Source organism: Spirosoma pollinicola, from assembly GCF_002831565.1.
GTDB lineage: Bacteria > Bacteroidota > Bacteroidia > Cytophagales > Spirosomataceae > Spirosoma > Spirosoma pollinicola.
Genome location: NZ_CP025096.1, coordinates 3,849,512 through 3,863,255, shown reverse-complemented (window position 1 = coordinate 3,863,255; position 13,744 = coordinate 3,849,512). Strand labels below are relative to the sequence as shown.

The 13,744-nt window shown below is 48.1% G+C and carries 9 protein-coding genes and 1 tRNA gene; 4 read left to right on the top strand and 6 right to left on the bottom strand.

From position 1 onward, the window contains the following. Positions 1–81: 81 nt before the first annotated feature. A complete protein-coding gene (gene rnr / locus CWM47_RS16210) occupies positions 82–2,574 on the top strand; it encodes a ribonuclease R (RefSeq protein ID WP_100989266.1) in 2,493 nt (830 codons plus the stop codon). 116 nt (positions 2,575–2,690) lie between these two features. Continuing rightward, positions 2,691–2,762: transfer RNA gene (locus tag CWM47_RS16205), tRNA-Arg, on the top strand. A gap of 137 nt (positions 2,763–2,899) precedes the next feature. Here the strand turns inward: CWM47_RS16205 and CWM47_RS16200 are convergent. The 5 genes from CWM47_RS16200 to CWM47_RS16185 form a co-directional block, all read right to left on the bottom strand. Next, positions 2,900–5,314, bottom strand: a complete 2,415-nt coding sequence (locus tag CWM47_RS16200) for an ABC transporter permease (protein WP_100989264.1) — start codon at positions 5,312–5,314, stop codon at positions 2,900–2,902. A gap of 384 nt (positions 5,315–5,698) precedes the next feature. Then, positions 5,699–8,131 (bottom strand): outer membrane beta-barrel family protein, encoded by a 2,433-nt coding sequence (locus CWM47_RS16195; RefSeq protein WP_100989262.1) that lies wholly within the window; start codon positions 8,129–8,131, stop codon positions 5,699–5,701. A gap of 240 nt (positions 8,132–8,371) precedes the next feature. Continuing rightward, positions 8,372–8,641 (bottom strand): transposase, encoded by a 270-nt coding sequence (locus CWM47_RS39785; RefSeq protein ID WP_262512016.1) that lies wholly within the window; start codon positions 8,639–8,641, stop codon positions 8,372–8,374. Then, entirely contained in the window at positions 8,622–9,413 is a 792-nt protein-coding gene (locus tag CWM47_RS16190; RefSeq protein WP_262512015.1) for an IS110 family transposase, read from the bottom strand. The genes CWM47_RS39785 and CWM47_RS16190 overlap by 20 nt, the downstream gene beginning before the upstream one ends. Positions 9,414–9,747: 334 nt before the next feature. Further along, positions 9,748–10,104, bottom strand: a complete 357-nt coding sequence (locus CWM47_RS16185) for a DUF6249 domain-containing protein (protein WP_100989259.1) — start codon at positions 10,102–10,104, stop codon at positions 9,748–9,750. Between the two features lie 190 nt (positions 10,105–10,294). Here CWM47_RS16185 and CWM47_RS16180 point away from each other — a divergent pair, with 190 nt between their 5' ends. Both CWM47_RS16180 and CWM47_RS16175 read left to right on the top strand, forming a co-directional pair. Beyond that, a complete protein-coding gene (locus CWM47_RS16180; protein ID WP_100993906.1) occupies positions 10,295–10,846 on the top strand; it encodes an RNA polymerase sigma factor in 552 nt (183 codons plus the stop codon). Between the two features lie 36 nt (positions 10,847–10,882). Beyond that, entirely contained in the window at positions 10,883–11,371 is a 489-nt protein-coding gene (locus CWM47_RS16175; protein ID WP_100989257.1) for a hypothetical protein, read from the top strand. 92 nt (positions 11,372–11,463) lie between these two features. On the opposite strand, the gene CWM47_RS16170 is transcribed toward CWM47_RS16175, so the two are convergent. Next, positions 11,464–13,740: a GH92 family glycosyl hydrolase gene (locus CWM47_RS16170; RefSeq protein ID WP_100989255.1), complete on the bottom strand. Its 2,277-nt coding sequence runs from the start codon at positions 13,738–13,740 to the stop codon at positions 11,464–11,466. Positions 13,741–13,744 lie beyond the last annotated feature (4 nt).

The following is a 13,744-nucleotide window of genomic DNA, read 5'->3' as shown; positions in this document are numbered from 1 at the left end:
CATTATTTATTATCCACTAAACAGCCTTCTTCCACATTGAATTAAACATTTTAGCCGGACAATATTAGTCAGGCAAGTAACATGAGAAACGGAAAACCAAAACAAAATAAATATACAAAGGATGCTACTGGCCAACCCGCCCGTGGACAATCCAATCCGGCTCGCCCACGGGAAAAAGGGGTCGAAAAATCAGGGAAGAGTCATGTAAGGCCAATACAACAGGCCGACTCCTTCCTGGACGAAATGAAGAACGACATTATGGCGTTTTTCCAGATTAATGATCAGCAGTCGTTTACGCAGGAGCAGGTACTTGACCATTTTGATACCAGCGACCGCCGTATGAAATTGATCATGCACGGTCTGATTGGCGAGCTGACCGACGAAGGTACTATCGTTCGTCTGGCCGATGGCAGCTACCGGGCCGATGCCGATGCTAACGTTATCGAAGGCATAGTAGACCATGTTAATTCGCGCTTTGCCTTTGTCATTCCAAACACAGAGGCCAGTGTTCGTCGCGATAAAGATGACGACATCTGGGTGTCGAGCGACGATCTGGCCGGCGCTGTCGATGGCGACCGGGTTCGGGTAGTTAAGTTCACAGATTCGCGTAACGGAGGCCGCAGCGGTGCCCGTCGCCGGATTGAAGGCAAAGTTGCCAGCGTTGTTGAACGGGGCCGCGCTGAACTGGTTGGGCGTATTGAAGTATGGCCAACCTACGGGTTTGTTGTGCCCGACAGCAAGAAAATATACGACGACATTTTTATCCCGAAAGAGAAACTTGGCGGGGCCAGCGATGGGGAAAAAGTCATTGTCCGGTTAACCAAATACCCCGATTCGACCAGTCATAAGCAGCGATTTGAGGGCGAAGTAACTACAGTGCTGGGTATAGCCGGGCAAAACAACACCGAAATGCACGCTATTTTGGCGGAATTTGGGTTGCCCATTCACTTTCCTGCCGATGTGGAGCAGGAAGCAGAAGCCATTCCGACCAAAATTCTAAAGAAAGAGCTGGCTAAACGGCGTGATATGCGTGATGTAACAACATTCACCATTGACCCGATTGATGCCAAAGATTTCGATGATGCGTTATCGGTGCAGATGCTCGACAATGGAAACTACGAAATTGGTGTTCACATTGCCGATGTAACACATTATGTATTGCCCGGTTCGAAGCTGGAAGAAGAAGCCTTCAAACGAGCCACCTCCGTTTATCTGGTTGATCGGGTGGTGCCTATGCTTCCCGAAAAGCTCTCGAACGGTTTGTGTTCACTCCGGCCCAACGAAGATAAGCTGACATTCTCGGCGGTCTTCGAACTGACACCGGAAGCCCGCATCGTGAAGGAATGGTTTGGCCGAACAGCCATTCACTCCGACCGGCGTTTCGCCTACGAAGAAGCGCAGGACATTCTGAACAGCAACAGTGGCGATTATCTGGAAGAACTCCGCTTGCTGAACGAGCTGGCCTACAAACTCCGCGACGAGCGGTTCAAAAACGGAGCCATCAACTTCGAAACCGTTGAAGTACGCTTCCGGTTAGACGAAAACGGTGTCCCACTAGCCGTTTACCCGAAGATCCGTCAGGATACCAACAAACTCATTGAAGAGTTTATGTTGCTGGCCAACAAACGTGTTGCCGAGTACGTGCATTTGCTCTCGAAGCAAAACAAGCATGGCGAAGAAAACACGATGGTATATCGGGTTCACGAATCACCTGCCGAAGATAAGCTCCGCAGCTTTTCGGAATTTGCCCGTAAACTAGGCTATAAGCTTAACGTCGACGACGAGCACATCTCTGGCTCCATGAACCGCTTCATGGCAAGCATTGAAGGCAAGCCCGAAGCCAATATGCTCCAGCAGCTGGCCGTCAGGACTATGTCGAAGGCGCGGTATAGTACAGAAGATCTGGGCCACTTTGGGCTGGCCTTCAAACGGTATTCGCACTTCACTTCGCCCATTCGTCGCTACCCCGATATGATGGCGCACCGCTTGTTGCAGCATTACCTGGATAAGGGCAAACCCGCCGACCGGGACGAGTATGAAGAGAAATGTCGGCACTCATCGGAACGCGAGAAAATGGCGTCCGATGCCGAACGGGCCAGCATTAAATACAAGCAGGTTGAATTTATGAGTCGGATGGCACCCGATCAGGCATTCGAAGGGGTCATTTCGGGCGTTACCGAGTTCGGCATTTTCGTAGAAATCACCGAAAATAGTTGCGAAGGCCTGGTTCGGATGCAGGATTTAAGCGACGATTTTTACGAATTCGATAAAGATAACTATCGCATCATTGGCAGTCGCACCAAAAAGATGTACACTTTTGGCGATGCTGTAGTCGTGCGCTTGAAAGAAGCCAACCTCGCTCGGAGAAGCATGGATTTTGCCCTGGTCAGCGACAAAGCCGGTCGGGCTACCGACCTGACTACCAGTCATCGTTCAGGTCGGAGTGATGATAATCGTCGCTCCGGAGGCAGTTCGCGCGGGTCGACATCATCACGCAACAGTGGTGGATCGAAAAGCAAGGAAGGTACTGCCGCAAAAGGCGAAAACCGGCGCGGAGGCCGCGGACGGAAGTAGATGAATCCTGGAGTTTGGGCTGGTCGACCAGCCCAAACTCAAATCTTGTTTACTATCGGCTTGCGTTTTAGTCGTGTAATCTGCTATATTTGCAGGCCCAAACAGGGAAATTGCCCGCTTCCGTAGTTCAATGGATAGAATTTCGGTTTCCGGTACCGACGATAGGGGTTCGAATCCCTTCGGGAGCACAACAAAAGAAAAAGCTAATCAGGATTGGAGCCCTCAAGCTCGAAATCAACTGATTAGCTTTTTTGCTTTTAACCCATTATAGACATTTCCATGAAGCAGTTAGGTTACTACAAATTTCGCAGGGCCATCTACCCAGTCAGTCCCTTCGCAACGTATTGACCGGGTTGGCCATAGCTGCTTTTATAGCTTGAATCGAAATCGTTACCAAGGCAATGCCTATTGCCAGTACACCTGCTACGATAAACATCCATAGCTCCAGGGTCACTTTGTAAGCAAAACTTTGTAGCCACCGATTCACACAATACAGAGCAATGGGTGATGCAACTATGAAGGCAATGACCATCTGCTTTAGAAAATCTTTTGACAGTAACCTCACAATACTTTGCACAGATGCGCCCAGGACTTTGCGTACTCCGATTTCTTTTCGACGTTGCTCAGTGGCAAATATCATCATGCCCAGAAGACCCATACAGGCAATCAGAATGCTCAAACCACAAGACCATAGAGTAAACTGTAGGGCTTTCTTATCTGCCCTGTAAAGCTGATCAAACTCCTGATCCACGAATGTATACTGTTGCGGCTCACCAGGGAACTGCTTCTGAAAGCTAGTCAGTACCGTCTCTAAAGCTTTTGTAACCTGCCCTGGATGGCTTTCGATCAAAAAAGATACCCTGTTTGGCAGATTGGTTTGAATGACCACCGGGTCAATTTTCGCGTGCAGACTCTGGTGATAAAAATCCTTTATCACCCCAATGATCTTCCCCCTGTTAAACTGTTTGCCAATAATGGGCGGGGTTAGCCCAAACTGCTTAACGGCGGTTTCATTTAGTACAACATTCCCTTGATCCGAACTCAGATGAGGGTCAAACCAGCGTCCCTCCACGAATTGGAACTTCATTACCTTATCCAGATCTTCATCGGCTGAATAGGGAATGTACGCTGGCTGGAAATTTGACGGACGACCTTCCCAGTCGATACCGCCCGAAATTGTATAACCGTTATTTACCACGGATGACATATTTAGACGAACTACTTCTTTAACAGATGTCTGCGCCTGAAGATGTTGTTTCAAGGCCTGCAGGCGGGATTCTAACTGTTTTTGATAAGCCTGGGATTCCTCGAAACTGGAAATGGTAACATGTTCTCTGGGAACCTGGACGGTAAACAACTGGCTGTGCCCATATCCTTTATGTTGACTTTGCATGAACGAGAACTGCCGATATACGACGATAGCTCCCAGGATCATTACCACAGTCAGACCAAACTGGATGGAGCTCAGAATCTGACGGAGTAGGGATCGGTCGACCCGAAAAAAAACCATACCCTGAAAAAGATGAATGGGGTTGATCGAAGAAAGCAGCAGGGCTGGATAAATGCTGATTAGCAGTAATGTCGCTACCCAGCAACTGAGTACCATCCAGATCGTAGGCCATTCCAGCAGGTTTAATTCAAAAGTCCGATCCACAAATTCGTTGAATGTAGGCAAGCTGGCCGATACCAACATCAGGGCCAATCCCAGGGCCACGCCACTGGTCATTACACATTCAGCAATGATTTGCCAGAATAACTGAATCCGGCTGGCGCCTACCATTTTTCTGACGCCAATTTCCTTTGAACGGACACTCGTTCGGGCTACCGTTAGATTCACATAATTTATACAGGCAGCCAGTAATAGCATGATGGCCAGCAACGTAAAAATCTTCACCGTCGTTGGATCACCATGAAGAAAAGCAGACACTTTGAATCCGTTTTCAACATGTAATTCCTGTAAAGGCAGCAGACTAGCGGTCAAGTTTTTTTTGTCTCGATGGCGAACATACAAGCGGGTAATTTTCTGTGCAGTTTGGGCCGGATCTGCCGTGGGTCGCAGTCGGACGAAGGTACGGTGGGTGGCATAGACCCAATTGTTTGCTTCCTCTTGCCTGAGTTTAGTGTTCAGTTGGGAGGCAAGGGGTAGAATGACATCGAACTGAAAGCTGGAATTGACCGCGTTGTCTTTGACAACGGCCCTAACGATGTAGTCGGTTGAATCGATGCGCACACGATGACCTGTAACGTGACTCAACCCGAATAAGGTTTTGGCCTTCGACTCAGTTAGAATCAAGCTGTAGGGATGAGCTGAAAACGCGTCGATAGACCCTTCCAGGACTTCGTAGTGAAAGAGTTTCAACCAGTTATCATCGACGTAGGCGGTATAGGCCTCCGTAAAGACCTGATCATTGACGTGCAAATTGACTTCTTCATGTTGAGATCGGGTCATCTGAGCAACCAATTCCACTTCGGGAAACTGCCTGGTCATGACATTGGCTAGTGGATAAGGACTATGCTCCCAGAGGGTATTTTGCTTGATGTCGGTTTGTTCACGATTTGTAACCAGATAGATTCGTTCGGATTCGGGTTGGTCGACATCAAATCGAAGTTCATTTTGTACCCATGTCATTATCAGCAGCACAGCGGTGATCGCAATGGCTAAGCTGCTAACGTTGATCAGGCTGTATAGTTTCTGATAAACCATGTTGCGCCAGACAATCTTGACATACGTGTAGAGCATGGGAGTTAGGCTTTAGGGTACGTTCTTCGCTGATCATCTCTCAACTATCATACCAGCGCACTCAGGGTCCTCTCTAGGGCTTCGAGCACTAGTACACGTCAGGGCTCTGTACGAAATCGGACACTAGAATGTCCGATTTAAGCCTGAATCGAATTTGCGAATGTGTCACTATCTGTCTACTCATAAACGGTTACACACCACGTTTACCCAACTAATCTGGTTAGGCTAGGCCGACAAACAGATACTGAATATGGCTCCCTGACCGGAACTACTGCCTGGTTCATGATGGTGCCTGACCATTTACGGTTGCCAGCCTGCATATATGGAATAAAATAGATAGCAAAAATGTTTGCCATTTATGGTAATAGTCTCTTTCTACTCAGGCTAACTTCCACTCTGAATATCATCATTACGAATGCCGCGTTTGCTCTTTTTAATCGACTCCTTGAGCTTGCCAAATTTATAGTTCAAACTAACAGTAAATGACCGGAAGTAGTCCCAACGAAAATTAGTCTGCTGAAAATCAGGACCTAACGTAGTGGCACTGTTTTCTCTATAGGTACGGAACGGGTTGTTGATCGAACCCGCAATGGCAAATTTGTCCTTAATCAGGTCTTTATTAATACTGAATGAAGAGCTTACAAGGCTATTTGTCTTACCCTGTAGATTAACCCCTCGCCCATTCAATTGCAGATTAGCGGTCAGCCGCCAGTCTTTTGGGAGTCTGTAATTGGTCGATACCGCGACGTTGTACATCAATCCTTCATTCTTAATCAATACGCTGTTTACTAAACCCTGTACCATTCCATATGCGAACCGGCTGTTTATGCTTACATTCCACCGTTTGGTAATTGGATAATTGAGGTTCACGAACACGTTTGGGAGCTTCGCCGTGCCTGTGTTTCCATAGGATGTCCGCGTAATATTTGTCGTTGAATCATATACTGAAACGGGGAAAACCATGTTCCGAAGAAAAGTGAATCCCAAACCCATATTCAGTTGGGCTTTTCCTGTTCCGCTGAACGTTAGCTGGATGTCATTGACAAGAGCGGGCCGAAGATCAGGATTGCCGGTTCGCTCGAAATTCGGATTAGAACGATCCACGAAGGGATTTAACTGATAAATCCCCGGCCGCTGGATTCGCTGTGTGTAGCCCAGCGTAAGGCCACTATTATTCTTGAATTTCCGATTTACAGACACAGAAGGGATAAGGTTAAAGTACATCCTTTTCACTCTGGAATCGACCGAAATAAAGTCGGCGTCGATAACGGTTTCTTCTATACGTAGCCCTGATTTTAAACCCCAGCTTTTCCATGCATACTGATAGGTTGCATAGCCGCCAAAAACATTCTGCGTATTCCTGAATCGGTTACTGATCGTCGGTTGAGTCACGAACTGGCCTGTTATGGAATCCGCAATAGCATACTGAAAATCGCTTCGGTTATCCCGTAAAATGCCTTTTAAACCCACTTCGATCTGGTGTCTCCTGATGGGATGGACATAATCTATCTGAACCGTCTGTTCCGCAAAATGCTGGTCATTCACCTGCCTATAGTTGGGCATGGCATAATTTACCCGGTTGGTAAGGCTCAACTCACTCGCCTGTTGGTCCCCATACATTAAATACCGGTACGAGAAGGTCAGCAACCGGTTTTTATCCGCCCGAAAACTGTGTTGGTAATTCAGGGATGCATCTAGGCCATTTCCATTTCCCATACGATTAGTTGACAGGTTATACCCCTGCAAACGAACATCCGAACGCATCAAAGTGCTGGTTTGTATCGAGTTAACGTCTGACTTGTTGCCGTTCAGGTTAAGTTGGACAGCGATCAGGTTTAGCGTATCAATTTCATAACTCATTTCATAGCCCAGGTACGCCGTTCGACTTTTTGATCCTATCGTGCTTTCCTGCAAAAGAGTAGTCGGTTCTTCTCCTGTCGTAATTCGCTGAACACCCCCCCGAATTGGGAGATTAGTCTGCATATTGGCACCGCCGAATGCTGAGATACCGAATTTGCCCAGTTTGGCCGAGATCGTTCCTCCCAAACCTGGCCCGCCAGACGGGAAACGTTCGCTGAGATTAAAAGAACCGTTGTAGCCATTATCCAGCTTTTTCGTGGTGATAATGTTAATGATTCCTGCCAACCCTTCGGCATCATATTTGGCCGGGGGCGACGTGATCACTTCAATGCGCTCGATGGAGGATGCGGGCATACTTCGAAGAATATCCTTATAGTTTCGCTCCATCATACTCGACGGTTTTCCATTGATCAGGATCTTAAAATCACCATTTCCCTTCATCAGGATATTATTATCTCCATCCAGCGAAAGCAGCGGCACCTTTCGCATCATCTCCAATACACTAAATACTTTACTTTCAGGATCAGCCTGAAGGTCGTAGGTAATCCGGTCTATTTCCTGCTTCACAATCTGTTTTATAGCCGTTACGACCACTTCGTTCAGGCCCACGATGTCAGGACTAAGCGGTATGATGCCTAATTCTTTTATTTTCTCACCCGAATCCGCCAACTCAACCGAAATCCGTTTGCTTCTGTAACTCACGCCCACTATAGCCAGCGAGTAGCTTCCCGCGTCCAGCCCCGCAAACGAAAATGAGCCATCCGCTTGGGAGTAGTCTGCTTTCAGAACGGTGTTGGGGCTCTTCATCAAGTTAACCGTTATGAATGTCAACGCTTGATGGCTTGCCGAATCAGCGATGGTTCCGCGAATTGAATAGCCTGTCGATTGTTTTTGGGCAACCCCTATCTGTACACAAAGCAGGAGTATCGATATCGAAAGTATAGTTATGATTTTCATAGCGTTAAGGGCTAATTGATTGAAAAAGGCATGGCGATCCCAGGAAGAGATTCAGGCTCTTTTTGGGAAGAAATCACAGAAACAGAAAAGGATTATTGGGCTTTATCAGTGAAGCTGTTTAAACTTTTGTAATCAAGCCCTCATTGAGTATTTTTTGTCATCCCGACGATAGGAGCGGGGATCTTCGGTAGAGAAGGAACTCTTCAGCTCACCGAAGATCCCCGCTCCGATTTCTATGGCTTAAACAAGTGCTGGCCTATAATTTTTGTCATATTTTTCGCCCCGGCGCACTACGGCGCAGACACGGTGAATCAGCTTGTTGCGAGCGGCATTGATGACCAACATCTTGGGCTTTCCTTCTTTGAGTTTACGAGCGTAGTACTCCTGAAAGTCACCGGCCACCTGAATGGCCGACATAGTACCCAGATGAACCAGAGCTTTCAGGCGTTTGCGTGCTTGGTGGCTTACTTTCGTTCGACCGCGGATGCTACTACCGGAACGGTACCGCACAGGCGGCCCTGTCAAAAGGAGCCACCCCGGCATGGCAAGCCAGTTTTTTAGGGTCATTGATGGTCTGCATCTCGTTGGTAGCAATTAACAACTCGGTCGCAATCACCGGGCCAATACCAGGTACAGAGATCATTAAGTCAAACAGCTCTTTTAAGTGTTGGTCTGATTGAATGAGCTCATGAATTTGTTGGTCGATAGCTTTTTGTTCTCCTCGAAGGGCAGCCAGGGATTTTTTGACATTACCTTTTAAGGTCTTTTGGAGCTTCTTGTCAATAAATGTGTCTTGCTCGGCGACAGGAACAGCCAATAGATTATACCGCACCGGCGGACCGGCTTGATTAAGGCGCTGACGAGTGGCACTCAGGAACGCTAATTTCTGGATAACTTCGCGGGGTGGTGTCCATAAGCGCATCTGGTCGCGAAAACGAAAGGCATATTGAGCGATACGCTGGGCATCTACCTTATCGTTCTTACCCCGTTGCATGCCTCCCGCTTGCTTGATCTGTAAGGAAGACTCTAACCAGATGGCAAGTTTCAACTTGTAGAGTAGCTCTAGTAGGTGTGAATTATAGATGCCTGTATGTTCCATACAGAACACAGCGTTTGCTGAATTCCAGCCTGGAAGGCGCTTTAGCTGGTCTAAGGTCTGCTTGATGCTTTTGAGCGTGTTGTCGGCGTGAACACTCAGCACGATTCCCTGCTGAGTATGATAAACGGCCCAGTCTAAAGTGTCTTTGGCAATGTCAATCCCAATGAAGTAGCAAAAGTCCATAAGAAGGTTTAGTTTTGAAATGGTAGCTAACTCCTTGCTTTTACTCGAACCCTTTTGTGGGCCTGCAAACCCTAATTTCTATCCGAGTCTTAGGCATTGGAAACAGAGTGGGGTCCTGAATCGGAGCATAGGTCTGGATCCTTGGCGACCCGTTAGGTTACCCCACTCTGGTTGACTACTGGCAACTTACCAAATCCTGGAAAATTACTAGCCCACAAACCTAAAGGGCGGCCCGCTCCTATCGTCGGGATGACAAAAAACACCCCAGACTTCACCAAAAGAGAACGTTTAAACAACTTCAGTAATTAAAAATCAGGAGACAGTCCAGACAGGATCACTTTTTCTTAGACAATTTTCGCTCAATAACGAAGTTGAGGATTAAGCTAATCCCCCCGAATAAAAATATCATGGCTGGGAAAGAGATACCTTTACTGAATCCATAATAGGTGTACATAACATTCGCAACAACATCCGCAACGATCATTCCGATGGCGATCCCGACGAATAGCATCCCGAATTTCAGGGTAGGTGAAATCGAGCCATTGCCCGAAAATATCGACGCATCGACTCCCCGTTCGATCATGGCCATCCGCTCCCGGGAACGTGTCATCAGGAATACGTACACGATGCCGAAAATACTGGCAAATGCGCCAAGGAATATCAATATATGTTTTAAGTCGTCACCGCTCATATAGCTTTTCGTTTATTAGTTTTATTGACCCATTTTCGCCCATATGACAGGTGAAACAAGAACCGGGTTACAGATTTTGACAAAAATTTACGCATAAAATAAAAAGGGGTAAAGCTGTAACCTCCTTTTGAAAACGAAGGTCTAATCGGGCAAGGGGCACGGACGGATGTTCAACCTAACCAGCAGGCTCGTGAAGCAAACGGAAGATCAGGTCTATATCGATAAAATTAAACAGGGCGACTCGGCTTCCTATGCTTTCCTTGTTGATCGGTATAAGCACATGGCCTATACGATTGCGCTACGGATTATGCGAAATGCGGAAGATGCTGAGGACGCTGCACAGGAAGGGTTTGTCAAAGCGTATCAGCAACTGCACCGGTTTGAGGGAAAATCGAAGTTCTCCACCTGGCTCTACACCATTGTCTACCGGGTAGCCATTACTAAGTTAGAACAGCAGCGAGTGGCAACGGTGCCAATTCATGAAGAAATCACCGAGACCCATCTGCATCATTACCAGACTCCTCAGTTGGAGCAACTACAGGTATCCGAGCAGCAGAACTATATCAAGGCCGCTATCGGACGATTACCGGCAACAGAAGGATTAGTAATCACGTTGTATTACCTTGACGAGAAGTCAATCAGGGAGATCGAAGCGATTACCGGTTTATCGGAATCGAACATCAAGGTAAAATTATTCCGGGCCAGAAGAGTGCTGGAAGAGCAGTTGCGTTTTTTATTGTAAATGAACAGGATATCGAGTTGAACCGTCCATTACTGTATGGAGAACAAACAGGAAGATAGTTTCAAAAAGCTGATGCAAAGAGTCGAACCTGACAAACCGGGTGCTGACTTTGTCAATGCCATTATGAAACGGGTACAAGTTGAATCGGAGCTGGACCCGGCGAAAGAAGCAGCGCTGATCCAGCTTTTACAAGCGCATACCCTGGCCGAGAAACCATCGACGGATTTCAGTCGCCGGGTAATGAATCAGCTAACGGTTTCGCCACCAAAACCGTTGGCCCCCATCATTCGCCCCGGAGTATGGTATATGATGGCTGCATCAGTGCTATTTATCATTCTTTCCTGTGTGCTTCTCCTTCCTTCCGGTCCAGTTCAACCTGCATCGTCCGGCCTGGATCATTTTCTTTCCGGCCTAGCAGGAACCCTTGACGCCCTTCCGATTAGTTACCCATTGACCATTTTCGCGGTAAGTATTCTAGTAGTAGTAGATTATATTCTTAGGCGAAACCTGATTGCAAATTACTAGTTAGTTGTACTGGACGCAGAAAAAAGAACTGTTTAGCACGATTTATGACTGCTCTTCCATCATTCACGAAACCCGTCAATTGCTTTCCGTAATCAATTTGAAACGGATCGTGGTCGGTCGGCGGGCGGGACTCCCCAGGTGAGGCTGGGTTTGCTGTCCATGTCGATCGTAAGCGTTCCGCCGTTCATGATTGTCTGATGCAGCAGATAAGACTTCGTGTAAGGCTTACCGTTTAACAGTACGCGTTTGATGTAGCGATTGGCGGCACTATTGTTTACGATACGTAGCTGAAATGTTTTGCCGCTTTCCAGATTGAGGATTACTTCATCAAACACGGGACTGCCAAATACATAGGCTCCGTTGGCGGGATTGACCGGATAAAAACCCAATGATGACAGGACGTACCAGGCCGACATCTGCCCGACGTCTTCGTTGCCAATCAGACCGTCGGGACGGGTTGTGTACAGACTGTCTAGAATATAGCGCACTTTATCAGCGGTTTTCCAGGGCTGACCAACATAACCGTATAGGTACGTAATGTGGTGGCTTGGTTCATTTCCGTGAGCGTATTGTCCAATCAGTCCTGTAATATCGTTCGAGGCTTCACTACCCATATCGCCCTTCATGACGAACAGCGAATCAAGCTTCCGGGTAAACTCCTCTTCGCCCTTGAACAACGCAATCAATCCTTCTACATCCTGAGGTACCAGCCAGGTATACTGCCAGACGTTTCCTTCGGCAAAATCATCTTTCATGTGCCGGGATACTACCGGACTAAACGGCGTTCGTCGGTCGCTGTCCGATACGCGTCCGCGCATAAACCGTGTTTCCGGATCGAAATACTGTTGATAGGCTTTAGCCCGCTTGCTGAAATAAGCGTAGTCATCCTGCTTTCCCAACTTCTTTGCAACTTGCGCAATGGCCCAGTCATCAATAGCGTATTCAAGTCCCCTGGCAACACTTTCAACCAGACTGTCGGCGGGTATGTATCCTTTTGATTTGACGAATTTCAAGCCCCGCTCATCCAGCATGGCGCTTTTCTTCATAGCCTCAAACGCTCGGTTTACGTCAAATCCGCTTATCCCTTTAAGACAGGCATCGGCAATAACGGGCATGGCGCTATTGCCGGGCATGGTATTGGTTTCGTTACCAACCAAATGCCAGACTGGCAGCTTTCCCTGCTGATCGTAAATCGCCAGCATGGAATTCACCATGTCAGAAACGCGCCGGGGCTGTGTTAGTGTGAATAGCGGATGGGCGCTCCGGTAGGTGTCCCACAAGGAAAACGTAGTCATGTTGGCGAAGGTCGCCTTCGGGTAAACCTGCTTGTCAGCACCGCGATAATCGCCGTTGTGATCGTTGAACAGAGAGGGGGCCACCTGCGTGTGAAACAGGGCCGTATAGAATATTTTGAGCCGGTTTTGATCGTTCGTTTTCACCACAATCTTGCCAAGCTCTTTATTCCAGGCAGCGTCGGCGGCCGCAGCGACACCGGCAAAATTCCAGTGAGGTAATTCGGCCCGAATGTTCGCCAGCGCATTCAGTGAACTCACGGGCGAGATGCCGACTTTCACCAGAATCGTTTCGTTCGTCTGCGTGGCAAAACTTAACACACCCTTTACCCGAATGCCTTTGACCGACGGGTCTGTTACCACTGTTTGGTCATTGTACAGGGTTAGTTGATGAATTGGTTTGGCGAGACGAACGGCGAAATACAACCGCTGATCGGATGCCCATCCCTTCGAAAAACGGTAGCCAACCAGCGTAGAGTCGTTCAGCTTTTCCAGGTACGTTTCCGTTGGTCGATCGCCCACCCCTTCGCCCAGGTCAAGCACAATATGCGCGTCGCTGGCTTTGGGAAATTTGTACTGGTGCAGACCAACCCGCTCAGTAGCGGTCAGGGCAACGTCGATGTTGTAGCGTTGCAATTTCACCGCGTAGTAGCCAGGTCGTGCCGTTTCCTGTGCGTGCGAAAACCGGGATGCGTAGCCGCTCCGGCTATCTTTCGTCGTACCTCGCGTTAGTTTGACCGGACCAATTGTCGGCATGAGCAGCACATCCCCCAAATCGCCAATACCGGTCCCGTTAAGGTGCGTATGCGCAAAGCCGACAATCAACGAATCCGAATAATGGTAGCCCGAGCACCAGTCCCATCCCTGAGACATTTGTGTAGGGCCAAGCTGAACAGCGCCAAACGGCACATTTGCCCCCATAAAAACGTGCCCATGAAAACCTGTTCCAATAAATGGATCGACGTAGCGGGTTAGTCCGGTTGAATAGGAAATATGTGGGGACCGCTGCGCCATGTCCTGTGCCTGACTGGACAAGGTGACGAACAGAACCAGCAACAGGGAATGGAATCGAATCATTAGG